The sequence below is a fragment of the Streptomyces sp. NPDC012510 genome, assembly GCF_042955065.1.
In the GTDB taxonomy this organism is placed as follows: domain Bacteria; phylum Actinomycetota; class Actinomycetes; order Streptomycetales; family Streptomycetaceae; genus Streptomyces.
In genome coordinates this window covers 204,229-229,873 of sequence record NZ_JBIBEN010000012.1, presented here as the reverse complement: position 1 = coordinate 229,873, position 25,645 = coordinate 204,229, and the positions used below count along the sequence as shown (strand labels likewise).

The window sequence follows — 25,645 nt, the reverse complement described above, 5'->3', positions numbered from 1 at the left end:
GCGCCGGGATTCAATCCAGCGCCATGCTCGCACTGTCAGCCGAAGGCATTCTCCCGAAGATCGACTACGCGATTTTCGCCGACACAGGATGGGAACCCGGGGCCGTCTATGCACACCTGCAACGCCTGGAACGTGAGATAGCCGAACCCGCAGGCATACCCATTCTGCGCGTCTCCTCGGGAAACATCCGTAACGACGCCCTGGACCCGGACCACCGCTTCGCGTCCATGCCTCTCTACGTCCTCAACAAGGATGGCAGACCCGGTATGACCAGGCGCCAGTGCACCGGGGAATACAAAATAAAGCCGATCAAGAAGAAGGTCCGGGAACTCCTCGGCTACCCCTATCCGGCACGCATTCCCAAGGGAGTGTTCGTCGAGCAGTGGGTCGGCATTTCCACCGATGAATTCCATCGGGCCAAGGACGCCGATGTTAAGTACATGCGCAACCGGCATCCACTCATCGACATGAGCTGGTCGCGATCCGACTGCGTCCGCTACCTGACCTCGCTCGGACTGGCCGACACGCCGAAGTCGAGCTGCCTCGGGTGCCCGTTCCACGGAAACGCCCAATGGCGGCATATCCGCGACAACTCCCCTGCGGAATGGCAGGACGTGGTGGAGTTCGACGCGGCCATCCGAAAGGGGAACGCCCGAGCCAACGCCACCGGCAACAGGCTGCTCGGTGAGGCGTTTCTCCACCGCTCCCGCGTCCCTCTCAGCGAAGCCCCGATCGACCACGTCACCGCCGCCGAATGGGCGGCGATGCAGCAGGAACTCACCGACACCGGACCAGACCTTGAGGAGCTGGAGCAGGGCGTCATCGATGGCTGTTCACCGTGGGCCTGCCGCGGTGAAGTCGAGCCGGTGCAGGACGACTTCGGACTGGCCTCTTGATCATCCTGGACCTGTTTGCGGGACCGGGTGGATGGAGCCACGCGCTCAACGTCCTCGGCATCCGGGACGTGGGCCTGGAATGGGACGAGTGGGCCTGCAAGACCCGTGCGGCAGCAGGGCAGTTGACCATTCGCACGGACGTGGCCATGTATCCCGTCCGGCCTTTCCTCGGACGGACAGTCGGGCTGATCGCGAGCCCGCCGTGCCAGGCGTGGTCGATGGCCGGCAAGCGCCTCGGCCTGGTGGACCAGCCGCTGGTGCACCAGGCCGTCGCGGATCTCGCCGCCGGCCGCGACACCCGCGAGATGCTGCTCGCCTCCTGCCAGGACGAGCGCAGCCTCCTGGCCGCCGAGCCCATGCGCTACCTGAACGCCCTGAACACGGTGGGCGAACCGGAATGGGTCGCCATGGAGGAGGTCCCCGACGTGCTGCCGCTGTGGCGCCAGTACGCGGCCACCCTCCGCCGGTGGGGCTACTCCGTATGGACCGGCATCCTCAACGCCGCCGACTACGGCGTACCGCAGACAAGAAGGCGTGCAATCCTTCTTGCCTCCCGCGTCCGTACCGCCGAACCGCCCGCGCCCACCCACGCCCAGGTCGCCGAGCCCGAGTCGCTGTTCGGGCCGGGCCGCGCCCAGTGGGTGTCCATGGCCGAGGCCCTCGGCTGGGGTGCCACCGACCGGCCCGTCCCCACCGTGTGCGCCGGCGGCGGACCCGGCGGAGGCCCCGAGCCCTTCCCCTCCGGTTCCCGCAAAACCCTCACCGACGCCCGCGCCCGCGGCACCTGGGCACCCCGTACCGGGACAGACATCGTGCTCGCCTCCCGCCGCGAGGGCTCCGGCTGGGCCGCCCGTCACGGTGTCCGCGAGAACCGCCCGACAGGTGCGCCGGCCCCCACATTCACCGCCGAAGCGCACCGCTGGTCGTGGTCGCTGCGCAGCAACAATCAGGCCAACGCCACCGTCCGCCGCGCGGATGAGCCCGCCGGCACGCTGTTCTTCGGCCACCGTGCCAACGAGTGCACCTGGGTCGCCGACACCGCCTCCAACGTTCCGGAGGCGGAGCAAGGTTTGGTGCCGGAACCGATCCGGATCACCGCCCGGGAGGCGGGGGTGCTGCAGAGCTTCCCGGCCGACTACCCGTGGCAGGGCAACAAGGGCCAGCAGTTCTCGCAGATCGGCAACGCGGTCCCGCCACGGCTGGCCGCGCATCTGCTCGCCCCGCACCTGAACAAATCCTTCAACCCCGCCGACTTCACCCTCGCCGCCTGATGCCCCCCACTCTGGACGCCCCCAACCCCCCGGACGACGACGATCTGGACCGTGTGCGGCCTCCGCAGCCGGTCCACTACGCCGAGCAGGCTCTGCTCGGCGCGCTCCTGCTCGAACCTCAGCGCCTTGCCGATACCGGCACTCTGGACGCCGACCACTTCGACAACCACAACCATGCCAGCCTGTTCACCGCGATCCGCACCCTTCCGCCGCCCGACCCCGACGACCACGCCAAGGACACCGCCTGGCTCAACCAGGTTCTGGAACACGCCCGGCTCCAAGCTCCGGGTCTGAACGCCTCTCACCTGCACGCCCTCATCCAGTTCTGCCCTCAGCCGAAGCACGCCGCTGCTTATACGCATATGATCCGGGCCGACCACGCCCGGCGGCTGCTGCGCTGCCACGCCGAACGCCTCGCCCTGATCGCCACAGAGGCTGCCGGGCCGGACCCAGCTGCCGACGCCCTCTCCCAGGCCGACGCCCTCGGCCGCGTTCTGGACGACCTCGCCGGCCAGTTCACACCGCACCCCGGCTCCTTGCCCCGCACACCACTCCCAGCTGACGTCGTACGGCACGCGGCCGAGGAGGACCTCGACGAGGAACGCTTCCTCCTCGCTACCGCCACCGCCAGCCCGCGGGACGTGCAACAGATGAAGTGGCTGATGGCGGAGGACTTCATCCTGCCGCTGCACGCCGCGCTCTGGCAGTGCGTCACGGCCCTGGTCCATCGCGGCGGCATGGTCGACCCGGTCACCGTCCTCGGCGAGGCCCAGCACCACGGACTGATCACCGACGCCGTCACCCCCCGCGACCTGATGACTCTGGTATCCATACCCGCCGGAACTCCCGAGTACTGGGGCGAGAAGATCCTCCAGCGCGCTCTGCTCGCCCGGGCCCGCGCGGTCGCCGAGCGGATCACCGCGTACACCGACGACCCCGCCAACACCCCCCACCAGCTCATCACCGGCAGCCGCCGGGTCTTGGCCGACCTCAGCGCCCTGCGCACCCGCTGGAACCGCGCCACCGCGCCCGCAGCCGCGCCCACCACCAGGCCATCCGGACGAGCCGCGCCACTTCCCCGGGCAGCCAGCCCCCCGGACCGGCCCACCGTGACCGCCGTACGAGCCCACCGATGACCTCAGCCACCGGGCCTGACGACCATCCACGGCCGGGCCCGGACTCGAATCGAGCCAACCCACATGTCCGACACATCCATCGACGCCCACGTCCGCTTCGACACCCACCCCGCCCACTCGAGCGCTGTGACCGCCACCCTTGACGGCACCCACCATCGCACCGCCCAAGCCCTCCTGGCCGCCCGCGGCTTCGAGAGCCTGGACGAGCACACGATGGTCCTGGCCCGGATCGACCACGAAGAGCCGTACTGGGCCGACCAGGCCGCCCATGCCCTGAATGCCGAAGGCATCACCGCCGAAATCACACCCCGGCTACGGGAAGCCCTTGACGAGGAATGGACCTGGGCCGACTACCCCATGCCCTGGTGCACCCGCGCCGAGATCCGCGAAGTCTCCAACGAGGCACAGAAGATCTACGACGACATCCGCCACGGCCGCCTGATCATCCATGCCCACGCAGACGACGGCTGGACCATCGCGGCCGTCGGCACCTACCGCCACAGCGGCAAGAGCGTCTACCTCCACGGCGAGAACCACCTGCGGCAGATCGCCGACACCTTCGACTCGCCAGCCCAAGCACTCACCGCCTTCGAACGCGCTCACGGCGATGCCCTACGCCCCGGACCCGCTCCCATGACCGACACCGAACGCCAGACAGCCCAAGCCCGCACCAGCCTCGACTCACCGGACACGGCGGTGGCCCCGCCGGCGCCGACCGTCGAGACCGTGCCCGCCTACGCCGCCGATCCCGGCGACCACGAGACCCTGCTGCACGACTTCCTCGACGAGAACACCGACTGGGAGAAGTACCGGACCTGGGACGACAACACCACCATCGCCAACCACGAATCGCTCACCCTGCGCGCCCTACTCGACCACGACGCCGAAGCCCGTGACACGAAATGGACCATCGCCGCGTACGAAACACCCGTCAGCGAGCGCATGTGGCACATGACCATCGCCACCGCCACCCCCGCCCCCATCCTGAACATCCTGCTGACCGTCATCGCCGCCGGGGACGCGTGGGAGACAGCGGTCGGAAGTCCGGTCATCGAGAAGACCGTCACCGAGGCCACCCGTCCGCTCACCGACGCAGGCTGGACGCATACCGTGGACGGACGCTGGCTGCGCTGGCAGACAAATCAGAAAGACGCAGGAGTGCAATTCGACGCCTTCGCTGCCCAGACCCCCAACTCCGCCCTCTCCACCTGGACCATCTGGGCCGGCCCCAGCATCGACCGCCCGGCCTGGACCATCCACGCCTCGGCCTACACCCCCGCCAGCCTCCTCGCCCACCTCGCAGAAGAGCTCGCCCACGGAACCGGCACCCGCCGCAGCAGCCCTCACCACGCCGCCAGGCACACCAGCCGGATCACCGCCACGCCCCCGCCTGCAGTACCACCGAGCACTCTGACTACAGGCCGCCGACGTTGACCTCGCCATAGAATCCGGGCTGTCCCATCTCTCCGCGGCGGACACGGTGACGGGTCGGCAGCGGGTTCTTCCTCCACGAGGACCTCGCCGAGGTCCGCGCGGCGATGGGTGCGAAGGCTGCACCAGCACCCGGCACTTCCTGTCCTCGGTGCTGACCACCAAGGCGGGCAGGGACACAGCCGCAAGCCGGGGCCTGTTCCACCTGAAGCTGACCGCCGAGTGCTTCACCGAAACGCTCGGACACGATACGGGCGGGAGCTGGCCGGTGACGGACCGGCTGTTCCGCAACATCAGGGGGCACGATGCTGCTGAAACCTGATGTGACCTGCGACGAGGGGGATCAGATCGTGCGGACCGCGACGGACCAAGGTCTGCCCGATATGCAGAACGCTGTGCCGCATCCGGTGCAGGGCAGCGGGGAGCTGCCCTGCAGGGTGAACAGTTGCCGAGCATGGGAGCGCCAGTCCGAGCCGTAAGTGTGTCGTGAACCGGTACGACCAGTGGACGCTCACCGCGACCAAAGAACTGCTGGAAGTGTTCGCCGACCGGTCCGTCCCGGCTCGGATACTCGGCCCGCACACGCGACATCCTCGACCCGATCCCGGGCCCACGGGGCCCCGGGGGAATCAGCCATGACAACACCGGGCCCCCGAAAGGTGCCGAGGGGCGTTCTGGTAACGACCGAGCGGGAAGGCAGTCACGGCTCCGCGGTACTGGCGCGGGCTGTGAGAACCGCGTTGGCGGTGGTCAGGAAGGCCAGTGCGCCAGAAGGCGACTGCGGTGGCCGGTATCCACGTGCCTGCGCCAGCGAAACGCCTGCGCAGCACCCACCACGGGGATGGTGCCCAGGCTGAGCAGAAGAAGCAGTCCGTCGACGAGCACCAGGGCGGCTGCGGCAGGCAGGAATCCGATGTACAGCGCCACCGCGGAGGTCAGCCCAGCAAGCCAGGCGAAGCCGACCGCAGGCAGCCGTGGCGGCCGCCCAGTGGCGCGGACGGCAACCGACTCGCAGCGGCGGGCGGTGCCTGGCGCTGAGCACTGGGACCGGGGGCCAGACGGCCACGGCTCGGGCCCGGACCGTGCACAGCACTTCGGCCACAGAGACGGGAGGGCCATAGGATCTTGGCTGCTGGGGCGGCGGCGGCCCATTTAGCACGTGCGTTCACGTGAAGGTAGGGCCGTTCAGGCATGATGAGGGCGTAGCAGCGGCACCTATTCCGGAGGGAGCGGGGATGGCGGACAGTCCGGCCGAGGAGCGCAGGAGCCGCCCGGCGGCACCCCAGTTGCGGCTGGATGAGCTGTTGGAGGGCCTTCAGGCGCAGGTGGAGCAGGTCCGCGCGGCCCGGGACCGGGTGCACACGCTGCTGGACGCGGTCCTCGCCATCGGCACCGATCTGGATCTCGACGTCGTACTGCGGCGGATCACCGAGTCCGCGGTCACCCTGGTGGACGCCCGGTACGGAGCCCTGGGCGTGCTGGGCGAGGAAGGGAAGATCCGGCAGTTCATCACGGTCGGCATGGACGAGGACACCATCCACGCCATCGGCCACTATCCCGAGGGCAAGGGCATCCTGGGGCTGCTGATCAAGGAGCCGGAGCCGCTGCGGCTGGCCGACCTGGGCCGGCATCCCGACTCGGTGGGCTTCCCCGAAGGCCATCCGCCGATGACGACGTTCCTGGGCGCGCCGGTGCGCGTGCGCGACCAGGTCTTCGGAAATCTGTACCTCACCGACAAGCGCGGCGGCGCGGAGTTCGACGACGATGACGAGGCGGTGCTGCGCACCCTCGCGGCCGCGGCGGGCGTCGCGATCGACAACGCGCGCCTGTACGAGGACACACGCCGCAGGGAGCGGTGGCTGGCGGCGAGCAGCGAACTGACCCGCAGCCTGTTGTCCGGCACCGACCCGGACCAGGTGCTGTACAAGGTCGCCGCGACCGTCAGGGCGCTGTCCAGCGCCGATCTGGTGACGCTGGCGGTGCCGTTCGACAGCGGCGACGAGCTGGTGATCGAGGCGGCCGACGGCGAAGGCGCCGAGCGCGTGCAGGGGCTGGTGCTGGCTGCCACCACACTGGCCGCGAAGGTCTACCACTCCAACGAGCGGATCACCAGCGGTGCGCTGTCCGGCGAGCCTCAGGCGGGAGGCGGCTCCGCGGCACTGATCGACCTGGGGCCGGGGTTCCTGCTCCCACTGGGAGGTGGTGAGCGTGTCCGCGCGGTCCTGCAGGTCGCCAACCGGGCCGGCGGGGCCGAGTTCTCGGACGCCACCATGACCATGATCAGCAGTTTCGCCGACCAGGCAGCGCTGGCGCTGGAGATCGCCGAGCACCGGCGCGAGGCCGAGCAGCTGCTGGTGCTGAGCGACCGCGACCGCATCGCCCGCGACCTGCACGACCTGGCCATCCAGCGACTGTTCGCCTCCGGCCTGACCCTGAACTCGGTACTCGGCCGCGTCTCCGACCGGCCCCAGGTGGCCGAGCGTGTCCAGCGGGTCGTCGACGACCTCGACGACACCATCAAGACGGTACGGGGCACGATCTACGCGCTGCGCGAGCGCGACCGCTCCGACGGCCGCGGCGGGCTGCGCGCAAAGCTTCTGGTCGAGACCGACCAGGCCGCCGCTGTGCTGGGCTTCAGTCCCGCTCTGCGTATGACCGGTCTGTTGGACACCGACGTGCCCTCCGACTATGCCGAGCACCTCGTCGCGGTGCTGCGTGAAACGCTGTCGAACGCCGCCCGGCACGCGCACGCCACCGCCGTCGAGGTCACCGCCGAGACGGACGGCAGCCGACTACGGCTGCGCGTCACCGACAACGGAACCGGCATCGACCCGGCCGTCACCCGGCGCAGCGGCCTGGACAACCTCCGCCGGCGCGCCACCGACCTCGGCGGCAGCTTCACCCTCACCCAGAACCAGCCCACTGGCACCATCGCGGAATGGACCGTGCCGCTGCCCGCACAGGCACAAGCCTGAATTCCGCGATCCAACGCGCCGGGAAAACGCCCGCGATGGCGAACGTGCCCTGAAGGGACATGCAATGCCCGGCCGCGTGATCGTCGGGCCGCATCGCTTTCACTCAGCCGCCTCGTGCCCGCTAACGTCCAGTGGGTGGGAGCACACTCGCCCCTGAACAGCCGACGGATCACGGAGAGTTGTCCCTCCCTGGTGGTGCCGTTCGGCCCCATGACAGGGGCCGTTCGCCTCGCGCCGGGTCCCGCCCCTGTCCGTCACCGTGGAGGCGAAAGCTCGCCCCTGGTCCGGCTGAGCAGTCTGAGACAAGCCGGGCCCCTCCCATGGGATGGCAACAATGAGCCCCTTCCGGGACGCAGAAGAAACACCAGCCAGGTCGGCCCCGCCGCCTGCCCCGGCCAAGGCCCGCACGGCCGCGGTGTGGACGGCGCTGAAGTGGATCATTCCGGTCGTGGCGGGTCTGACCGTCTACCTGCTGCCGCAGCCGGACGGGGTCAAGTCCGGTGGCTGGGCCGTACTGGCGATCTTCGTCGGTACCGTGCTGGGGCTGATCCTGCAGCCACTGCCTCTGGGCGCAGTCGCCCTGGTCGGCCTGACCACCGCGATGATCACCGGGACGCTGGAGCCGGATGTCGCGCTCGGCGGCTTCTCCGAGCCGACGATCTGGCTGATCGTGGCGGCGTTCTTCATCTCCCTCGGCTTCACCAAGACCGGGCTGGGCCGCCGGATCGCGCTGCTGTTCGTGCGTGCTCTGGGCCGCAGCAGCCTGGGCTTGGCGTACGGGATCACGCTGACCGATCTGGTGCTGGCGCCGGCCACCCCCAGCAACACCGCCCGCTCCGGGGGTGTCATCCACCCCGTCATCCGCTCGCTCAGCACCAACGCCGGCTCCCACCCCGGCGACGAAAGCCGCCGCAAGCTCGGCGCCTACCTGAGCGTGACCGCGATGCAGATCAACACCGTGACCAGCGCCATGTTCCTGACCTCCATGGCCGCCAACCCGCTGGTACAGAAGCTCGCCGCCGACCACGGCATCCACCTCACCTGGACCTCCTGGGCGCTGGCGGCCCTGGTGCCCGGCCTGGTGGCGCTGCTGGTGCTTCCCGCACTGCTCTACCGGGTCTTCCCGCCCGCGGTCCGCGAGACCCCCGAGGCCCCGGTTCAGGCACGTTCCCAGCTCGCCGAGCTCGGCCGGATGTCCCGTCAGGAGTGGACGATGGCCGCGGTCTTCGTGCTCCTGCTCCTGCTGTGGTCGGTCGGCGGCCAGGTCTGGGACCTGTCGGCCACCGTCTCCGCCTTCACCGGCGTGGCGCTGCTGCTCATCACCGGCGTGCTGACGTGGGGCGACCTGGTCGCGGAGAAGGCGGCGTGGACCACATTGGTGTGGTTCTCCGTCCTGGTGATGATGGCCGGTCAGCTTCAGGAACTCGGCGTGATCGGCTGGTTCAGCGCATCGATCACCGACGCCACCTCCGGAGTCGGCTGGCAGACCGCGTTCGCCATCCTGACACTCGTCTACCTCTTCTCCCACTACCTGTTCGCTTCCAACACCGCCCATGTGGCAGCCATGTACGCCGCCTTCCTGGCGGCCGCCACCGCCACCGGCGCACCGCCCGTCATGGCCGCGCTCGTGCTCGGCTTCATCAGCTCCCTGTACGGCGGCCTGACCCACTACGCCTCCGGACCGGCCCCCGTCCTCTTCGGCGGCGGCTACGTCACCCTCGGCGAATGGTGGCGCACCGGCCTGATCACCGCCGCTGCCAACATCGTCATCTGGATGGGCGTCGGCGCCGCCTGGCTGAAGGTCCTCGGCCACTGGTGAGCAACGCGACCAGCCGACCGGCTACCTGGTCCTCCCGGCCCGTTCTGCTTGCGGAACGGGCCGGAGTCCTCAGCAGTAGACCCCGAGCTCGGCTCGGATCCGTCGGAACCGGGCAGACCCCACCGGAGCCACTCCGGATGTGCACCGGCCGCGGCGCTACCGCCGCGGCCGACTTGGACCAAGTCCCCGGCCGTCAGCGCCGGCCCATCACTCGTCACCCGGCCTGGCTGTTCATGACCCGACACGGTCCCAGCCGCGGCGCGGGGCGCGGGCGCCGAGTTGGGTGTCGCGGCTGCGGTAGACGATGTAGGGGCGGGTCAAGTAGCCGAGCGGTGCGGTGAGCATGTGGACGAGGCGGGTGAAGGGCCAGGCCGCGAACAGCAACAGGGCGCTGATCGCGTGCAGCTGGAAGAGCACCGGGGCTTCGGTCATCAGGTCGGGGTCGGGTTGGAGGTAGAAGATGGAGCGGAACCAGGGGGAGATGGTCTCGCGGTAGTCGTATCCGCCGCCGACGACGTTCGCGGCCACGGTGGCGGCCAGGCCGAGCACGATGGTGACGGTCAGGGAGACATACATGGCCTTGTCGTTGCGGGTGGTGGCGGAGAAGACCGGGCCGACGGTGCGGCGGCGGTAGATCAGGATGGCCAGTCCGCCGAGCGTGGCGACTCCCGCGATGGTGCCGAGGACGACCGCGCCGATGTGGTACGTGTGCTCGCTGATACCGACCGCTTCCGTCCAGCTCTTCGGAATCACCAGCCCGCCGATGTGTCCGATGAGGACGACGAGGATGCCGAAGTGGAACAGCGGGCTGCCGATGCGCAGCAGCCGCCTCTCGTAGAGCTGGGAGGAGCGGGTCGTCCAGCCGAACTTGTCGTAGCGGTAGCGCCAGACGTGGCCGAGAACGAACATCGCGAGGACGACATACGGCAGGACGACCCACAGGAGGATGCCGCCGGTGCCGGTCTCCGCCGCCAAGGTGAGAGGCTGCGCGGGTGCGGTCATCGGGGACCTCCTACGACGGGATCGGGCAGGAAAACCGGGGATGCGTACGGGTCGAGGCCGACCTGTTCCTCGGGCGGGCCCTCGGCGGCCAGGCGCAGGACGGCTTCTCGGTCGTCGCCGGCGAGGGCAGGCAGGGTGGCGGAGACGGAGTCCAGGACGTGTGCCCAGGGTGAGCCGTCGTCGTTCAGGGCCAGGCGCAGGAGTTCCAGGCCGGCGCGGTGTTCGGTGAGCAGGCGTGTTCCGGTGGGCGGGTCGGTGGCGGCGAATTCGAGGACGACGGCGAGGTGGTCGGGCAGTTCGTCGTCGGCGAGGCGCCAGCCGGCCGTGGCGTAGGTCTGTTTCAACCGCAGCAGGGCGGTGCCGCGCTTCCTGGTGTCGCCGTGTGCGTAGTACGTCAGGTAGAAGCAGCAGCGCTTGCGGTGGTCGAAGGTGGCCACGTAGGTGGCGGCCAGGTCCGCGGGGGCGGTCTGCTCGGCGTGTGCGGTGAAGCGCAGCAGGGGGCGGGCGACCGGGTCCGGCAGGGTGGCGGCGACCCGGCCGGCCAGGGCCAGGCGCTGCTCGAACTCCTCGTCGGGGTAGGCGAGCAGCAGGGACTGGGCCTGCCAGGCCCAGGAGTGCCAAGGCTCCGTGCGAGCCCTGCGCGTGGTCTTCCCCTTCATGGCTTTCATGGATTTCATGGCTTCGGCTCGACCTCCCCTGCGCTGTCGCCGCCGACGCCTCCGGCTCGTTTGTCGGGGAACAGGCCGGGCGGGGAACCCTTGCCGTCCCAGTTGAGGAGGTTGACCCGGGTGCCCTTGTCGGTGGGGGCGGCGGGGGTGTCGGAGGTCTGGCGGTCACGCAAGGCGTGGAAGTTCTCCACGGCGATGGGCGCCGCGCCTCCGGAGGTCTCACCGAAGGGGCCGGAGCCGCCCATGCCCGGGCCACCCTCGTAGTCGAGGCTGCACTCGGTGGCCAGTTCCTCCAGCTTGTGCGCCTGTTCTGCATGGGCGGGCGGGATGACGTACCGCTCGTCGTACTTGGCCAGGGCGAGCAGCCGGTACATGTCGTACATCTGCTCCTCGCCCATGCCGACCTCCTTGGGGATCGCGGCATTGGGTTCACGGCCGAGATTGATGTCCCGCATGTAGGACCGCATGGCGGCGAGGCGGCGCAGGACCGCGTCGACGGGGGCCGGGTCACCGGCGGTGAAGAGCTGGGCGAGGTAGTCGACGGGGATGCGCAGGGCATCGACGGCGGCGAAGAGGTTGTGGTGGTTCTCGGCGTCGGCTCCGGTGCCGCGTACGGCGTCGACCACCGGGGACAGCGGCGGGATGTACCAGACCATGGGCAGGGTGCGGTACTCCGGGTGCAGTGGCAGGGCCACCTTGTAGGTGTTGATCAGGGAGTGAATCGGGGAGCGTTGGGCCGCATCGATCCAGTCCCGGGGGATGTCCGCCTTCTCGGCTTCGGCGATGACCTGGGGGTCGTGCGGGTCGAGGAAGACCTGCCTCTGGGCCTCGTACAGACCCTTCTCGTCGGGTGTCGAGGCGGCTTCCAGGACGCGGTCGGCGTCGTAGAGAACGAGGCCGATGTAGCGCAGCCGGCCGACGCAGGTCTCGGAGCAGACGGTGGGCAGACCGACCTCGACGCGTGGGAAGCAGAAGGTGCACTTCTCGGCTTTGCCGGTGCGGTGGTTGAAGTACACCTTCTTGTAGGGGCATCCCGTGACGCACATCCGCCAGCCCCGGCAGCGGTCCTGGTCGACGAGGACGATGCCGTCCTCCTCGCGCTTGTAGATCGCGCCGGAGGGGCAGGAGGCCGCGCAGGACGGGTTGAGGCAGTGCTCGCAGATGCGCGGCAGGTAGAACATGAAGCTCTGTTCGAACTCGAGCTTGATCTTCTCCGCGACCTCGTTCAGCAGCACGTCCTTCTCGCTGGTGGCGGCCGAGCCGCCGAGGTCGTCGTCCCAGTTCGCCGACCAGGAGATCTTCATGTCCTTGCCCGAGATCAGGGACTTGGGGCGGGCGACCGGGGTGTGCTCCTGCAGCGGGGCGTTGGTCAGCGTCTCGTAGTCGTAGGTCCAGGGCTCGTAGTAGTCGTCGAGGGACGGCAGCACGGGGTTGGAGAAGATCTGGATCAGTTTCTTGAAGCGGCCGCCGGCCTTCAGCGCCAGCTTCCCGCGCTTGTTGAGTTCCCAGCCGCCCTTCCAGGTGTCCTGGTCCTCGTAGCGGCGTGGATATCCCTGGCCGGGGCGGGTCTCGACGTTGTTGAACCATACGTACTCGACGCCGGTGCGGTTGGTCCACGCCTGTTTGCAGGTGACCGAGCAGGTGTGGCAGCCGATGCACTTGTCGAGGTTCATCACCATCGCCATCTGAGCCATGACACGCATGTCAGTACTCCACCTCCTGGTTCGCGCGGCGGCGGATGACGGTGACCTCGTCGCGCTGGTTGCCGGTCGGGCCGAGGTAGTTGAAGGCGTACGACAGCTGGGCGTAGCCGCCGATCAGATGGCTGGGCTTGATCAGCAGACGGGTCAGGGAGTTGTGGATGCCGCCGCGCCGGCCGCTCGTCTCGGTGCGGGGCACGTCGATCAGCCGGTCCTGGGCGTGGTGCATGTAGACGGTGCCCTCCGGCATGCGGTGCGAGACGACCGCGCGGGCGGCGACCACACCGTTGCGGTTGACGGCCTCCACCCAGTCGTTGTCCCTCACCCCGACCTTGGCCGCATCCTGCGTGCTCATCCAGATCGTCGGGCCGCCCCTCGAGAGGGACAGCATGAACAGGTTGTCCTGATACTCGGAGTGGATCGACCACTTGTTGTGCGGGGTCAGGTAGCGGACCGTCACGCCCAGTTCCCCGACGTCCCCCAGGCGCGGCTCGTCGAACAGGGCATCCATGTTCAACGGCGGACGATAGACCGGAAGTTGCTCGCCGAGCGCGGTCATCCAGTCGTGGTCGAGATAGAAGTGCTGGCGGCCGGTGAGAGTGTGCCAGGGCTTGAGACGCTCCACGTTGACCGTGAACGGCGAGTAGCGGCGCCCGCCCGTCTCCGAACCGGACCACTCCGGCGAGGTGATGACCGGGACCGGAGCGGCCTGGGTGTCGGCAAAGGTGATCTGCTTGCCCTCGTGCTCGGCGGCCAGGTCCGCGAGTTGCGTGCCGGTGCGGGTCTCGAGCGTGTGGAAGCCCTGCGTGGCCAAGTGCCCGTTGCTGGTGCCGGACAAGGCGAGGATCGCCTCGCAGGCGTGCACATCCCGGGCGATGGAGGGCCGTCCGTCGGCCGCGCCGCCCCGCACGGTGCCGTTCTTGTGCCGCAGGTACTCCAGCTCACGGTCGACCTTGAAGGTGATGCCCTTGGTGGTGGCGCCCAGGGAGTCCAGGAGGGGGCCGAGGGCGCCCATCTTGTCCGCGACCGCACCGTAGTCCCGCTCGACCGTCGCCAGCTTCGGCATGGTGCGGCCCGGCACCGGCTCGCACTCCCCCGCCTTCCAGTCCCGCACCCGGCCGTGCGGGGTGGCCAGCTCGTCGGGAGTGTCGTGCAGCAGCGGCGCGGCCACGACGTCCTTGCGGACGCCGAGGTGGCCGGCGGCCTGGCGGCTGAACTCCTTGGCGAGGGTGTGGAAGGCGTCCCAGTCGGTACGGGTCTGCCACGGCGGGGCGATCGCCGGATTGAAGGCGTGCACGAAGGGGTGCATGTCCGTGCTGGACAGGTCGTGCTTCTCGTACCAGGTCGCAGCCGGCAGGACCACGTCGGAGAAGACGGTCGTGCTGGTCATCCGGAAGTCCAGCGTCATCAGCAGATCGAGCTTGCCCGCCGGTGCCTCCTCCCGCCACACCACATCCCGCGGACGGGCATCCGGCGGCGCCTCCGTGGCGCGTACGGAGGAATCGGTGCCCAGCAGATGCTTGAGGAAGTACTCGTTGCCCTTGGCCGAGGAGCCCAGCAGATTGGCCCGCCACACGGTCAGCACCCGCGGGTAGTTCTCCGGGGCGTCCGGATCCTCACCCGCGAACCCCAGTCGCCCTGACTTCAGCTCCTCCACGACGTGAGCGCCCACGTCGCGGCCGGCGGCCGCGGCCTCGTCGGCGAGGTCCAGCGGGTTGCGGTCGAAGGTCGGGTATGACGGCATCCAGCCCATCCGCGCCGACTGCGCGATCACATCGGCGGTGGTCTTCCCCGCGAACGGGCCTTGCTGACCCGCCGCCGCGAGGGTGTCGGCGGAGAACGGGTCGTAGCGGAACTGGTCACTGTGCAGGTACCAGTACGCGGTCTGGATCATCAGCCGGGCCGGACGGTTCCAGTCCGCGGCGGTCGCGATCGCCGAGTAGCCGGTGATCGGGCGGACCTTCTCCTGACCGACGTAGTGCGCCCAGCCACCGCCGTTGACCCCCTGACAGCCGGTCAGCGTGGTCAGCGTCAGGAACGCGCGGTAGATGGTGTCGGAGTGGAACCAGTGGTTGGTGCCCGCCCCCATGATGATCATCGAACGGCCGCCGGACTCCTCGGCGTTGGTCGCGAATTCCCGGGCGATCCGGGCCGCCCGGGCCGCGTCCACTCCGGTGATCGCCGCCTGCCAGGCCGGGGTGTACGGCTCCTCGGCATCGTCGTACGAAGCCGGCCACTGGCCAGGCAATCCGTCGCGGGCCACCCCGTACTGGGCCAGCAGCAGGTCGAACACCGTGGTCACCAAGCGTCCCGCCACCCGGCGCACAGGTACGCCACGCCGCAGCCGTCCCGCGCTGCCGTCCGGGGCGTCGAAGCGGGGCAGATCGACGGCGACCGGTGCCTCGCCGCCTCCGTCGGCGGACAGCAGCGGATCCACGTCACCCAGGTCGAGGTTCCATTTTCCGGCGCCGGCATCGCCGAAGCGGTCCCCGAGGGTGCCGTTCGGCACGACCGGCCCTCCGGTGGCCGCGTCCAGCAGTACGGTCCGGAACTCCGCGTGCTCGGCCGTGGCGGGCTCGCCGCCGAGGTCGGCGGCGGTCAGGAACTTGCCGGGCGTGTACGTACCCGGCTCGTCCGCCGCCTCATCCAGGGTGACCAGGAACGGCAGGTCGGTGTACCGCTTCACATACGACGTGAAGTACTCCGTCTCCCGGTCGACGAAGAACTCCTTGAGGATCACATGCCCCATGGCCATGGCGAGGGCCCCGTCGGTGCCCGGCTGGGCGGGCAGCCACTCGTCGGCGAACTTCACGTTGTCCGCGTAGTCGGGCGACACGGCGACGACCTTCTGCCCGCGGTAGCGGGCCTCCGCCATCCAGTGCGCGTCCGGCGTCCGGGTCACCGGCAGGTTCGACCCCCACATGATCAGATACCCGGCGTCCCACCAGTCCCCCGACTCCGGTACGTCGGTCTGGTCGCCGAACATCTGCGGCGAGGCCACCGGCAGGTCGGCGTACCAGTCATAGAACGACAGCATCGCCCCGCCGAGCAGCGAGTAGAAGCGGGCGCCGGCGGCGTGCGAGACCATCGACATCGCCGGGATCGGGGAGAACCCGGCCAGCCGGTCCGGACCGTACGCCTTGATGGTGTGCACATGCGCGGCGGCCACCATCTCCACCGCCTCGTCCCAACTCGCCCGCACCAGGCCGCCCTTGCCGCGCGCCTTCTTGTAGCGGCGCGCCTTCTCGGGGTCGGAGACGATGTCCGCCCAGGCCGCCACCGGGTCGCCGAGGCGGGCCTTGGCCTCGCGGTACATCTGGAGGAGCACGCCGCGCACGTACGGGTAGCGGACCCTGGTGGGCGAGTAGGTGTACCAGGAGAAGGCCGCCCCGCGCGGACAACCGCGCGGCTCGTACTCGGGGCGGTCCGGGCCCACCGACGGGTAGTCGGTCTGCTGCGCCTCCCAGGTGATGATGCCGTCCTTGACGTACACCTTCCACGAGCACGAGCCGGTGCAGTTCACCCCGTGCGTGGAACGCACCACCTTGTCGTGCGACCACCGGTCCCGGTAGAACTCGTCCGCCTGCCGACCGCCCTTGCGGTGCAGGGTGCGCAGGTCGTCGGAGACCTCCGCCCGGGTGAAGAAGCGGCGGCTGCGCACCAGCGCCTCCGCCAGATCGCCGTCCATGCCCGTCCGCGTCTGTTCCCGGCTGGTCTCCGTGCTCACCGTGCCACTCCACCCCGGGCGCTCCGGACGCCCGTTCGAATTGTGATCGGTTCCCGGCCGCACACGACTCTACGACCGCCGTCCCACGGAAGGTCAACAGCCACACCACGAACAAGCGGGGCCCGTAAAGATCGCCTGCGTGCAGGGCCGGTTACCCCGGCTCCGCGCCGTCATGCCCGTATCTGCAAAGTCCCGTACCCCCGCTCAGGGTGAACGGGGGTACGGTGCTTGCGGGAATGCTGTCCTGCCAGCGGTGGCAGGCGGGCCTTTCAGGCGGCTGGCCGGGACAGGGTGCTGCCCGCCTTGGCGCGCGTGGCCTCGACCGCTTCCCACTCCTCGGTGCTCAGGTTCGCGAGTGCGGCCGGGAAGACGCCGTCCTGCTCCTTCAGGATGTGATCGCGCAGCATGGCCATCGCTTCCATCAGCCGGTCTGGCCAGGTCGGGTCCGAGGGCGTCGCACCGTCGGCGGCCTCGGCGAGCACCGTCTCGATGCGGCGGTGCTCGGCTTCCAGGGCGGCGATCTGGTCGGGGAAGTCCCCGGCCAGGGCGGGGAACAGGCCGTGCTCCTCCACCTGGGTGTGCGGGCCGAGCACCCTCGCGATCTCGCGAGCGACCTCCGCCATCCGGACCACCCCGCCCTCCTGCTGGGCGGGACGAAGGTGGCTGATCAGGCGAACCACCTCATCATGCTCCTGGGTCAGTTCGCCGATCGTCTCCAGGGCCTGGCAGCCGCAGTACTCGCACACCGGTCTTCTCCCTGTCCTTCGTTCCTGTGGGTCTGGTCCGCTCGCCGTTACGCGGTGGTGCCTGCGGTGCGGTGCCCATGCCGGCGACCGGTGCGCTGGTTGCGCTCGCCGCCTCCGGCTGCGGCGCGCACACCGGTGACGGTGTAGGCCAGCGCGGCGGCGGCCACGATCGCAAGGAGGGCGAGGCCGGCCGCGTACGTCCCGTACTCGCCGTATAGCGAGCCCATCACCAGCGGCGGCAGGAAGCCGCCCAGGCCGCCCGCGGCGCCGACCACGCCGGTGACCGAGCCGACCTGGTCGGAGGGGGTCCGCAGGGCCACCAGGGCGAAGGCCGCCCCGCTGCCGGCGCCGAGTGCTGCGGCCATGGACAGGAAGGCGATGGTGCCCACGGGCGCCAGGGGGAGGGTGAAGGACTGCACGACCGCTCCGGCCACGACCACGGCCAGCGAGCCCGCCAGCACTCGGACCGGGCCGAGCCGGTCGGACAGCCAGCCGCCCATCGGGCGCATCGCCACCGCGAGGAGCACGAACCCGGCCATGCGGTTGGCGGCGTCGGCCTGGGTCAGGTCGTACCCGGTCTTGAGGTAGGTGGGCAGGTAGACGGAGAAGGCGACGTAGCCGCCGAACGCGACCGCGTACAGCGCGGATGCCTGCCAGGTGATGGGCAGTCGAGCGGTGGCGGCCAGGCGGCGGGCCAGCGGCTCGGTGGGCACGGTGCGGCCGGGTGCGTCGCGCAGCAGCAGCGCGGCGGCCACCGCGTACACGGCCAGCACCGCAGCGGTGATCAGGAACGGGGTGGACATGCTGTTCGCGTCGACCAGCTTCACGGTGGTCAGGGCGCTGATGGCAGTGCCGCCCATGCCGGCGCCGAAGACGCCGATGGCCAGGCCGCGCCGCTCGGGCGGGAACCAGGCGTTGACGAGCGGCACACCGACGGCGAAGGCCGTACCGCCGATGCCGAGGAAGAACCCGCCGATCAGGAGTGCGGTGAGCGAGGAGTGCCCGGCCAGCCCCAGGTAGAGCACCGGCACGATGGTGGCCGCCGACACGATCGGGAACATCACCCGGCCGCCGAACCGGTCGGTCAGCGCGCCCACCGGGATCCGGCCCAGGGAGCCGACCACGACCGGCACCGCCACCAGCAGCGACTGCTCGAACGACGACAGGTCGAGGCCGTCCTTGAACCGCGGGCCGAGCGGGCTGAGCAGCGCCCACGCCCAGAAGTTCACGGCGAAACCAACGGTGGCCAGGGCCAGCATCAGCCACGCCCGGCCGGACACCGACCCATCTGACGGTGAGCTGTCGCTCTTCGACTTCATCGGCTGGACCATGTTGTCCGTCCCTTTCCTCTTCAGGGTGGTACTGCGCCACCGGGATCGCACACGCCCCACAGGCCCCTTGCCGGCGGAACGGCATCCCGGAACCACTGTCCGCACCAGGAGCCACCGGCGGCATGGGCCATGAGTCCCTACCGGCGGCCAGACAGTCCCCGGGTTCGGACCCGGACGTCCCTCCGCACCGGCCCCCTGTATCGCGTTGCCCGCGCGGCACCGGCGAAACAGCGGCTGCGATCGGCCGGCCCCGAGTCCCAAGGGGTAGGGCCGGTCGGCCCTACCCCCACACGACGACCGCGGGGACGATGGACTGATGTCCCAGAACGACGCCTTTCGCGCACTCGACCGTCAGGAGTGCCTGCGCCTCCTCGCCAAGGTGCCGGTCGGCCGCGTGGTCTACACCAGGCACGCACTGCCCGCGGTCCTCCCCATCAACTTCTCCCTGGACACGGACGCCTCCGTCCTGCTCCGTACCTCGCCGGACTCAGACCTCGTCCACGCCATCGACGGCGTCGTGGTCGCCTTCGAGGCGGACGAGTTCGACGCGGCGACCCGGTCCGGCTGGAGCGTGGTCGTCACCGGCCGGGCCACCGTGGTGACCGATCCCGCCGAGCACGAACGGCTCTCGCAGACCGGCCCCACGTCCTGGATGCCTCTGCGGGACCCGGTGTTCGTACGGATCGAGTCGGAGATGGTCACCGGACGCGAACTCGGGGGAACTCACGGTACGCAGTGAGCCGTGGCGCATCCCGCCGCAGCCCGCCGGGCTTCCGGTACGTACCGCGCGAACGGGGCGCGAGCCGACCGTACGAGGTCAGTCTGTCGGCTCGGGCCTCGCGCCGGTGCTCATGTGAGGAGTCTCCGGCCTGGCCCGTGACCAGCGGCGGTGGTCGGCACGTGGGGAGTGGACGCCGGGCCCCGTGACAGCAGGACCGTGTGGTTCGCGTGCGGAACCGAGCGTCTGCCGGTCACCTCACCTGGTCGTATCGGCCCAGGTAGCGGAACTCCCCGTCCTTGACCTGGTACAGGAAGCTCGTATTGTCGGGTATGAGGCTGTGGGTCATGTCCTGGGTGAAGCGCAGGGGCTTGGCCACACCGTTGTAGGTGAGCTTGAAGATGCGCTCGGCCACCTGCCCGGGGGTGATGCCGGCACCGCCGCCGAGGGCGTCCAGGGAGGCGGCGATCAGCCCCACGGCATCGTAGGCTTCGGCGGACCAGCGGGCGGGAGGTTCGCCGAAGCGGTCGCGGTACGCTGCCGTGAATGCCTTCGCGGCCTTGGTGCCGGACGACTGCGGTTCGCTGTAGGGCGCCTCGAACACCCAGCCCTCGGCCGCCTCGCCCGCGGCCTTCGTGAAGTCCGGGCGCATCACGGGCTCGACGGCCAGGCGTGGTCCGGTGTAACCCGCGGCGGCCAGAGCCCGGGCGCAGGCCGCGGCCCGGGTCGGCGAGGTGCCCGCGTAGACGACGGCCTCGGGGCGCGTGGTGAGGGCGGCGGCGACGGCCGGGCGGAAGTCGTCCGTTTTGGCCGCCACCGGGTGAACGGTGGCGGTGCCCTCGCTGGGCGGGTTCTCGCGCAGCCCGCGGGCGATGTCCTCGGCCGCCTGGCCCGCGGCCCGGTCCTGGATGACGGCGGTGCGTTCGGCCTTGCGCACTCTGGTCAGGTAGCTGATCACCGCCGAGGTCCAGTACCCCGACGGGGCCCTGGTCACGCAGAGGGAACGGCTCAAGGCCGCGGACAGCCTCAGGGCGTCGTAGTCGACCGAGACGAGCAGGACCGGCATGAACGCCTTCCCGTACAGCTCGACCACGGCGCGGGCGGTGGCTTCGGTGGTGGGGCCGATGACCGCGCGGACGGAAGGGTCGGCGATCAGGCGGCGGGCCCCGTCCTTCGCGCGCCCAGCCTCGCCCCGGTCGTCGTACGAGGTCAGGGCGAGCCGGAAACGGGCGTCCTTGCGGGCGTTGTGATCGGCCACGGCGAGCCGGGCGCCTCTCTGCTGTGCCTGTCCCTCCTCCGCGTGGGCGCCCGTCAGGGCGGCGTGCAGGCCGATGGTGTGGGTGGGCAGGCCCTGTGTCCCACCGCCCGGCGCGGTGCCCCGGCGGGTGGTCAGCAGGACCGCGGCGCCGGTGCCGGATGCGGCGAGCACCGCGGCGGCCGAGCCGCCGACGGCCAGGATCCGGCGGCGGGAGGGTGCCCGCCCCAGCCGTCCGGCGTCGACGGTGGGTTCCACCGGCGCGGTGGGGGCCGTCTGCCGGGGCGGTGGGTCCAGCGCGCGGGACGAGCGTTCGGCCACCAGCCGCAGCACCGGGGACGGCAGCCAGTCGGCGAGGTGGGGCGCCGCCTGGCCGGAAGTTGTCAGTACGTGGGCGAGTTCGGCGGCCGTTGGTCGATCGGCGGGGTCCTTGGCCAGGCAGCGTGTGATCGCCGTACGCAGCGGGGGCAGCAGGCTGTCGAAGCCGACCAGGTCGGGCTCCTCGTGCACAGTGCGGTACAGGACGGCGGCCGGATTGCCGGTGCCGAAGGGCCGTCGCCCGGTGGCCGCGTACGCCAGCACGCAGCCCAGGGCGAACACGTCGCTCGCGGGGACGGCCCCGCCGCCTGCCCGGACCTGCTCGGGAGCGAGGTAGCCGGGGGTGCCGACCACCGCGCCGGGCTCGGTCAGCGCCGTCGCGCCGGTGGCCCGGGCGATGCCGAAGTCGATCAGCCGGGGGCCGTCGAGGGCGAGCAGGACGTTGCCGGGCTTGACGTCCCGGTGCACCAGGCCCGCCGCGTGCACCTCGGTCAGGGCCTCCGCCAGCCGGGCGCCGAGTGTGGCGACGGCGTACGGCGGCAGGGGCCCGTAGCCGTCCACGGCCTCGGCCAGGGAGGGGCCGGGCACGAACGCGGTGGCCAGCCACGGCTCGCGGGCCTCGGCGTCGGCGGCGGTGACCGGTACCAGCCAGCGGCCGGTGAGCCCTCTCGCCAGCCGCGCCTCGCGCCGGAACCGTTCCCGGAAGGACGGCTCGGCGGCGTACTCGGCACGGATGACCTTCAGGGCGGCCAGGGTGCCGTCCGTGGTGCGGGCCAGGTAGACCACGCCCATGCCGCCCGCGCCGAGCCGGGCGAGCAGCCGGTGCCCGCCCAGTTCGCCGGGGTCCTGCGCGCTCAGCGCCCGCATCGTCCACGCCCTCCGGGGTCAGGCTCCGGAGGTGTCCACTGGCGCCACGTAGGCGAACCGGCCGTCCTGGACCCGGAAATGGTGGAGCAGCCCATTCCTCATCCACTTGTCGCTGTTGAAGGCGTAGGTCGCGGCCACCCCGGTGAACCGGGCCTCGGTGAGGGCCCGGGTGAGCCGGTCGCGGGCGGGACGGCTGCGGCCCTTCGGGGCGAGGGCGGTGAGCCGGTCGCCGAGCAGGCGTGTCACGTCGTACGCCTCGGCCGCCCACGGACCCGGCGCGCTCCCGTACCGCTTGCGGTAGGCGGCGGCGAAACCGCGTACGGGTGTGGCGTCCGGTGCGATGTACGAGGTCAGTACCTGCCAGTCCTCGGCCGCCCGGCCGGCCCGGGAGGTGAAGGCCGCGGTGGCCGAGGCGGCGTCGAGGAAGCGGGACCCGGCGAAATCACGCTCCGCGAGAACGCGGGCCACCGTGGCGGCGCGTTCTGGTGCGCCCAGGTAGTAGAACCCGTCCACGCCGTGGCCGAGGATGTCGGCGACGACCGGTTCCAGAGCGCTCGCGCTCGCGGCTGCGGGCACCACGCGCAGATACATCTCCATCCGCTCGCGTGCGGCGCTCTGCGCCACGAGCATGGACTCCATGCCTGCCACCTTGCCCGCCCGGTCGGCCAGCATGCCCAGCCGGCCGGCACCCTGCGCGCCGAGCGTGGTGACGGTGGCGAAGGCGCCGTACGCGGACAGCGACGAGGCGTGGAAGTACGCGCGTGGGGTGGCCCCTGCGAGCGCCGTCTGCGCTGCGGTGGTCGACAGTTCCGACACGGTCAGCAGCGGCATGCCGGCGCCGTCGTAGACCTCCAGCGCGGACAGCGTCGAGGCGTAGCCGGTGGGGCCGAGCACGGCGAGGACGTCGCCGGTGCCGGTCAGCCTCCGGGCCACCCGCACGGCCCGGGCCGGCTCACCCCGGTCGTCCTCGGTCCGCAGTGCGAGAGTGAAGGGTCTGCTCCTGCGGGCGTTGAACTGCTCCACCGCCAGCCGCGCGCCTCGCTCCTGCGCGCGCCCGGCCTCTCGCTGCGGGCCCGTCAGATCCGCGTGGAGGCCGATGGTCCACGGGCTGTCCGCGGTCTGTGCCGCGGCGCCATCGTCGTCGTCTGCCAGCGCCGCCCACAGCGCGGCACCGCCGCCCGCCAGGAGCAGCGCCGTGCCGCCGGCCAGGGCGAGGACCCTGCGCCGGCCCGGAGGCCGTGGCCCGGACCCGGCCCCGGAGCCTTCCGGCACCTCGGTGGGCTCGATGCCCGGCAGGGCGAGCATCTGAGCCGACCGTTCGGCGATCATCCGTACCACCGCGTCGGGCAGCCAGTCGACCGTGCCGGCCGGGGCGTCCTCCACCAGCAGCGCGTCCACCTCGGCGGCCGTGGGCCGCTGCTGAGGCTCCTTCGCCAGGCAGCGGCCGAGCAGCGCCCGCAACTCGGCGTCCGCCACACCGTCCAGCTCGGGCACGTCATGGATGGTGCGGTACAGCAGCGCGTCCGCCGCGCCGGTACCGAACGGCAGGCGGCCGGTGGCCGCGTACGCCAGCACGCAGCCCAGCGAGAAGATGTCGCTCGGCGCTCCCACCTGCACCGCCCGCGCCTGCTCCGGGGAGAGGAAGCCGGGCGTGCCGACCACCACGTTGTCGGAGGTCAGCTCCGTCTCGTCGGCCGCCGTGGGGCGTGCGATGCCGAAGTCGATCAGCCGGGGCCCGTCGAGGGCGAGCAGGACGTTGCCCGGTTTGACGTCCCGGTGCACCAGGCCCGCCACGTGCACGGCGGCCAGGGCACGTGCCAGCACCTTGCCCAGCACCCGCACCGCACGGTCCGGCAGCGCCCCGCAGGCCGCGACCGCCTCGGCCAGGGAGGGTCCGGGCACGAACGCGGTGGCCAGCCACGGCGCCTGCGCCTCCGTGTCGGCGCCGAGCACCCGCACCACCCACGGGCTGTCGACCTGCCGGGCGGTTTCCGCCTCCCGGCGGAAACGGGACCGGAACTCGGCCTGGTCGGCGTACTCGGGCTGGATCACCTTGACCGCGGCCAGGTCGCCCGCCTCGGTCCGGGCGAGGTAGACCACGCCCATGCCGCCGGCGCCCAGCCGCCCCAGCAGCCGGTGCCCGCCCAGACGCGAGGGGTCGGTGGGAAGCAGCCGCTCCATCCCTCACTCGCCTCCCTTCGCGTCCTTGGCAGTGGCGCCCGGGGAGGAGGGGGCAGGCTCCGGTGAAGCCGAACCGGACCCGGTGGGGCCCCCGATCGCGTCCTGTACCCGCACCAGCATCATGGCGGCCACCTCCACCTCTTTCGCGGTGCTCTTCTGCCCTCCGCACACGGACGCGGAGACCACGACCGAGCCGAACGTGGACTGCGTCCACGAGTAGTGATACGGCCCACCCCGCGTGTCGCTGACGCACCTGCCCGTCTCCGACAGCGAGTCGTCGCTGGTGACGTTGCCGTTCTCACCCCACGCGACGGCGGTTGAGGCGAGATCGGTGAGCCGCTCCCCCTGCTGCAGCGTCTGCTCCGGGCAACCGGCGGCCTCCTCCAGCATCCCGGCCTGCTCCCAGGCGGCGTCCAGCGCCGTCCGGTGCACCGTGACCGTGGCCGACAGCCGCACCGATCCCTTACCGCTGCCCGAGGGCACCGTGAAGTGGCGGGTGAGTGTGGCGAGTACGTCGTCCGGCAACGCCTGCCGCTGCCACACGCAGTTCTCGCCCAGCGCCGCCCAACTGCTCGGATCGCTCTCGTACGGCGTCGCCCGCACCGCCCCCGCCCCGACCAGCTCCGGATCGGCGATCACCTCCCGGACGAACGCCCGCGCCTCCTCCACGGTTCGCGGCTGCTTCGCCGGGTCCGCCTGCTCGGTCGGCGACACCGCCGGAAGCGCTCCGTCGCCGCCGCTCGCGTCCGCCGTCGCCCCTGTTTCCCTACCACCGGTGCTCCGGCCGTCGCCCGGAGTCGATGCCCGTCTCATCTCCCCACCAGGACCGCTGCCACCGTCCGTGCAACCGGCCAGCAACGCCGCGCACATCGTCACGGCCCCGCAGACCAACCGGGCTCTCGCATACGTCACGGTCCCGCCCCCTCGTCGCGTGCGTGCCTTCCCCGCTCCCCTGGCAGCCGCCGCCGACTCCGCGGCAGACGCCACGCATCGCAGGCGGCCACCTCATGCCGGTACCGATGCCACGCCGGCACTGGATGGTTCCCCGTTCCCCAACGCGCTCCCATTTCACGGTAGTTCAGAAAGTGTCCAGGGAATACCCGGTTCGGCGCCACGCGAGCACCTGTCCCGCCCAAGAAGAAGCCGGTGCACGCGCCTCGTCGCCGACGCGGACGGACGGTGACCGGACCGGGAGCACGCTGCGCCTGCTGCGGCCGTCGGGACCGAGCAGACGTGGCCGACATCTGAGCACGGCGGTCCGTGGCAGCTCCCGGCCGGTCGGAGGCCGGCATCGCGGGAGGCCAGAGGTCGGGTGCCTGGACCGGACGGTCCAAGACACCGTACGCCGGGTCCTTGATCACCATCCTGAGCAGGGCCGAACGGCCCCTCAAGAAGGCCCGATCCGCCCAAGTGTCGCGCGCCCGCGCCCGTCTAACCTCCCGCATGTGGAGAGCGGCCGCACAGGCCGCTTGGACGCCCACGTCTGACGCCCGTCGATGTCAGTCCGGCAGACCCGTCCGGTCGGACGAGGAAGCCTGCCCTGTCGGGCGGGTCGGCGAAGTCATCGCGGGCAAGGGGCGGTTGCCCCCGTTCGACGGCAGGGG

At 70.9% G+C, this 25,645-nt stretch carries 18 protein-coding genes; 8 read left to right on the top strand and 10 right to left on the bottom strand.

Going from position 1 to position 25,645, the window contains the following annotated elements:
* The first annotated feature begins 23 nt into the window (after window positions 1-23).
* From ACFY9I_RS23370 to ACFY9I_RS23350, 5 genes are all read left to right on the top strand, one after another.
* Window positions 24-896 carry a hypothetical protein gene (locus ACFY9I_RS23370; protein ID WP_391004590.1) on the top strand — a complete coding sequence of 291 codons (873 nt, stop codon included), beginning with the start codon at window positions 24-26 and terminating at the stop codon, window positions 894-896.
* Entirely contained in the window at window positions 896-2,167 is a 1,272-nt protein-coding gene (locus ACFY9I_RS23365) for a DNA cytosine methyltransferase (RefSeq protein ID WP_391004771.1), read from the top strand. The genes ACFY9I_RS23370 and ACFY9I_RS23365 overlap by 1 nt, the downstream gene beginning before the upstream one ends.
* Window positions 2,167-3,303 carry a DnaB-like helicase N-terminal domain-containing protein gene (locus ACFY9I_RS23360; protein WP_391004588.1) on the top strand — a complete coding sequence of 379 codons (1,137 nt, stop codon included), beginning with the start codon at window positions 2,167-2,169 and terminating at the stop codon, window positions 3,301-3,303. Before ACFY9I_RS23365 ends, ACFY9I_RS23360 begins: the two co-directional genes overlap by 1 nt.
* 63 nt (window positions 3,304-3,366) lie before the next feature.
* Window positions 3,367-4,737, top strand: a complete 1,371-nt coding sequence (locus ACFY9I_RS23355; RefSeq protein WP_391004586.1) for a DUF317 domain-containing protein — start codon at window positions 3,367-3,369, stop codon at window positions 4,735-4,737.
* A 148-nt stretch (window positions 4,738-4,885) separates the two neighbouring features.
* Window positions 4,886-5,056: a hypothetical protein gene (locus ACFY9I_RS23350; protein ID WP_391004584.1), complete on the top strand. Its 171-nt coding sequence runs from the start codon at window positions 4,886-4,888 to the stop codon at window positions 5,054-5,056.
* Window positions 5,057-5,484: 428 nt separating this feature from the next.
* On the opposite strand, the gene ACFY9I_RS23345 is transcribed toward ACFY9I_RS23350, so the two are convergent.
* Window positions 5,485-5,661 carry a hypothetical protein gene (locus ACFY9I_RS23345; RefSeq protein WP_391004582.1) on the bottom strand — a complete coding sequence of 59 codons (177 nt, stop codon included), beginning with the start codon at window positions 5,659-5,661 and terminating at the stop codon, window positions 5,485-5,487.
* A gap of 308 nt (window positions 5,662-5,969) precedes the next feature.
* Between ACFY9I_RS23345 and ACFY9I_RS23340 the strand changes: the two genes are divergently transcribed.
* On the top strand, window positions 5,970-7,709 hold the full coding sequence (locus ACFY9I_RS23340; protein WP_391004580.1) for a GAF domain-containing protein: 1,740 nt from the start codon (window positions 5,970-5,972) through the stop codon (window positions 7,707-7,709).
* Window positions 7,710-8,043: 334 nt separating this feature from the next.
* Window positions 8,044-9,528 carry a DASS family sodium-coupled anion symporter gene (locus ACFY9I_RS23335; RefSeq protein ID WP_391004578.1) on the top strand — a complete coding sequence of 495 codons (1,485 nt, stop codon included), beginning with the start codon at window positions 8,044-8,046 and terminating at the stop codon, window positions 9,526-9,528.
* A gap of 231 nt (window positions 9,529-9,759) precedes the next feature.
* On the opposite strand, the gene narI is transcribed toward ACFY9I_RS23335, so the two are convergent.
* From narI to ACFY9I_RS23305, 6 genes are all read right to left on the bottom strand, one after another.
* Window positions 9,760-10,530 carry a respiratory nitrate reductase subunit gamma gene (gene narI / locus ACFY9I_RS23330; protein ID WP_391004577.1) on the bottom strand — a complete coding sequence of 257 codons (771 nt, stop codon included), beginning with the start codon at window positions 10,528-10,530 and terminating at the stop codon, window positions 9,760-9,762.
* Complete coding sequence (narJ, locus tag ACFY9I_RS23325; RefSeq protein ID WP_391004575.1) at window positions 10,527-11,198, bottom strand: nitrate reductase molybdenum cofactor assembly chaperone; 672 nt, start codon at window positions 11,196-11,198, stop codon at window positions 10,527-10,529. The genes narI and narJ overlap by 4 nt, the downstream gene beginning before the upstream one ends.
* 5 nt (window positions 11,199-11,203) lie before the next feature.
* Window positions 11,204-12,901 carry a nitrate reductase subunit beta gene (gene narH, locus ACFY9I_RS23320; RefSeq protein WP_391004573.1) on the bottom strand — a complete coding sequence of 566 codons (1,698 nt, stop codon included), beginning with the start codon at window positions 12,899-12,901 and terminating at the stop codon, window positions 11,204-11,206.
* 1 nt (window position 12,902) lies between these two features.
* Window positions 12,903-16,586, bottom strand: a complete 3,684-nt coding sequence (locus ACFY9I_RS23315) for a nitrate reductase subunit alpha (RefSeq protein ID WP_391004769.1) — start codon at window positions 16,584-16,586, stop codon at window positions 12,903-12,905.
* A gap of 308 nt (window positions 16,587-16,894) precedes the next feature.
* Window positions 16,895-17,371 carry a hemerythrin domain-containing protein gene (locus tag ACFY9I_RS23310; RefSeq protein WP_391004571.1) on the bottom strand — a complete coding sequence of 159 codons (477 nt, stop codon included), beginning with the start codon at window positions 17,369-17,371 and terminating at the stop codon, window positions 16,895-16,897.
* 47 nt (window positions 17,372-17,418) lie between these two features.
* On the bottom strand, window positions 17,419-18,690 hold the full coding sequence (locus tag ACFY9I_RS23305) for an MFS transporter (protein ID WP_391004569.1): 1,272 nt from the start codon (window positions 18,688-18,690) through the stop codon (window positions 17,419-17,421).
* A 328-nt stretch (window positions 18,691-19,018) separates the two neighbouring features.
* Here ACFY9I_RS23305 and ACFY9I_RS23300 point away from each other — a divergent pair, with 328 nt between their 5' ends.
* Window positions 19,019-19,441, top strand: a complete 423-nt coding sequence (locus ACFY9I_RS23300) for a pyridoxamine 5'-phosphate oxidase family protein (RefSeq protein WP_391004567.1) — start codon at window positions 19,019-19,021, stop codon at window positions 19,439-19,441.
* 232 nt (window positions 19,442-19,673) lie between these two features.
* Here ACFY9I_RS23300 and ACFY9I_RS23295 read toward each other — a convergent pair whose 3' ends face one another.
* Genes ACFY9I_RS23295 through ACFY9I_RS23285 form a run of 3 tightly spaced genes read right to left on the bottom strand, consistent with a single transcriptional unit; the run spans window position 19,674 to window position 24,854 of the window.
* Window positions 19,674-21,860 (bottom strand): ABC transporter substrate-binding protein, encoded by a 2,187-nt coding sequence (locus ACFY9I_RS23295; RefSeq protein ID WP_391004565.1) that lies wholly within the window; start codon window positions 21,858-21,860, stop codon window positions 19,674-19,676.
* 18 nt (window positions 21,861-21,878) lie between these two features.
* A complete protein-coding gene (locus ACFY9I_RS23290; RefSeq protein ID WP_391004563.1) occupies window positions 21,879-24,041 on the bottom strand; it encodes an ABC transporter substrate-binding protein in 2,163 nt (720 codons plus the stop codon).
* 3 nt (window positions 24,042-24,044) lie between these two features.
* The gene (locus ACFY9I_RS23285; protein WP_391004561.1) at window positions 24,045-24,854 is read right to left on the bottom strand and encodes a hypothetical protein; all 810 of its coding nucleotides are present in this window, start codon (window positions 24,852-24,854) and stop codon (window positions 24,045-24,047) included.
* Window positions 24,855-25,645 lie beyond the last annotated feature (791 nt).